Here is a 1,893-nt window from a genome sequence, read left to right as displayed (position 1 = left end):
AGCCCACCCCATGCCACCCTGGACCCCATGCCCGAAGGAGACACCGTCTGGCAGACCGCCCGGCGCCTGCACACGGCGCTCGCGGGCCGCGTGCTCACCCGCTCAGACTTCCGGGTGCCCCAGTACGCTACGGCCGACCTCACCGGGCGGACTGTCCTGGACGTCACCCCGCGCGGAAAACACCTGCTCACCCGTATCGAGGGCGGGCTGACGCTGCATACGCACCTGAGGATGGACGGTTCCTGGAAGGTGTACGCGTCCGGCCAGCGCTGGAGTGGCGGCCCCGGTCACCAGATCCGCGTGATCCTCGGCACTGCGGAGCACACAGCGGTCGGCTACCGGCTCCCCGTACTGGAACTGCTTCGCAGCACCGACGAGCACCGGGCCGTGGGCCACCTCGGCCCCGACCTCCTGGGCCCTGACTGGAACCCCGACAAGGCCCTGGAGAACCTCCAGCGCGACCCGGCCCGCCCACTCGGCGAAGCTCTCCTCGACCAGCGCAACCTCGCCGGAATCGGCAATGTCTACAAGAGCGAGCTCTGCTTCCTGCTCCGGGTCACCCCATGGCTGCCCATCGGCGACCTCGACGCCGAACGTGCCGCCCAGTTGCCCGCCCTCGCCAAGAAGCTCCTGGAAGCCAACCGCGACCGCCCCGCCCGCACCACCACGGGCCGCCGCGACCAGAACCTCTTCGTCTACGGCCGCACACCCCGCCCCTGCCTGCGCTGCCGCACCTCGATCCGTACGGCGAACCAGGGCGACGGCTCCCGAGAGCGGCCCACATACTGGTGCCCGACATGCCAGTCCGGCCCGGTCCCCGAGACGGGGCCCTCCCGATCACGTACACCTCCATCGCGTACAACCCCGCCGCCTATGGCCCCGCCCTCATCCCGTACAAGTAATTGACGACCCGTCAGAAATCCTCGTACGGTCCTTTCATGCCTGTCACGGCGTACGACCTCACCGGACGCACCGCCTTCGTCACCGGCGCCGCGAGCGGCATCGGCCGCGCCTGTGCCGTGCTGCTCGCGGAGGCGGGAGCCGTCGTGCACTGCGCGGACCGCGACGACCGGGGCCTCGACGAGACGGCGGCCCTCATCAAGGACACGGGCGGCGTGGCCCACACACACGCCCTCGACGTGACCGACCGCGCCCGGCTCGGCCAGGCGGTCGCGACCTGTGAGCGCCTGGATGTGATGGCAGCCGTCGCCGGGATCATGCACAGCAGCCCGGTCCTTGAGACCCGCGACGAGGATCTCGACCGAGTACTCCGCGTCAACTTCAAGGGCGTGCTCTACGCGTGCCAGGAAGGGGCCCGCGCCATGATCGCGTCCGGGACGCGCGGCAGCATCGTCACCATGGCCTCGGGCGCTGTCGACACCGGAGGGCCCGGGCTGCTCTGCTACGGGGCGGCGAAGGCGGCCGTCGTCCAGTTGACCAAGACCCTGGCGACCGAGATGGGGCCGCACGGCATCCGCGTCAACGCGGTCGCGCCGGGCTGGATCCGTACGCCCATGACGGACCGCCCCGACGACGAGGCCCAGGCGCGGACCGAGGCGGTCATGGCGCGGATGTCACCCCTGGGCCGGGTCGGCGAGCCGGAGGACATCGCGCACGCCGTGCTGTATCTCGCCTGCGACGCCTCGGCCTTCACAACCGGCCAGATCCTCCGCCCGAATGGCGGCGTGACTATGCCCTGGTAGCACCCGCGCCCGGATTACTTCCCGAAGCGAAACCCAGACCTCGGTCAGCCTGGGCGAATCTTCAGGCGTGGCGGACCTTCAGCCTTGGCGGACGTTCAACCTTGAGCCGGGTCCTCAGCCGCGGCCCGGGCCTTCGGCACACAGTGCACCGGAAGCAGACTCAACCCCCACCCCCCGGCCGCGACCATCC

The 1,893-nt window shown here is 70.6% G+C and carries 2 protein-coding genes; both read left to right on the top strand.

Annotation, left to right across the window (positions count from 1 at the left end; genetic code table 11):
• Nucleotides 1-27: 27 nt before the first annotated feature.
• Nucleotides 28-906, top strand: coding sequence for an Fpg/Nei family DNA glycosylase (locus tag G6048_RS47960; RefSeq protein WP_165345877.1), 879 nt, complete (start codon nucleotides 28-30; stop codon nucleotides 904-906).
• A 32-nt stretch (nucleotides 907-938) separates the two neighbouring features.
• Nucleotides 939-1,703, top strand: a complete 765-nt coding sequence (locus G6048_RS47955) for an SDR family NAD(P)-dependent oxidoreductase (protein ID WP_165345876.1) — start codon at nucleotides 939-941, stop codon at nucleotides 1,701-1,703.
• Nucleotides 1,704-1,893: the final 190 nt, after the last annotated feature.

The sequence above is a fragment of the Streptomyces ureilyticus genome, assembly GCF_011045025.1.
Taxonomy (GTDB): domain Bacteria; phylum Actinomycetota; class Actinomycetes; order Streptomycetales; family Streptomycetaceae; genus Streptomyces; species Streptomyces ureilyticus.
The sequence above is the reverse complement of the archived record's forward strand: the minus strand, read 5'-3'. Positions and strand labels throughout refer to the sequence as shown.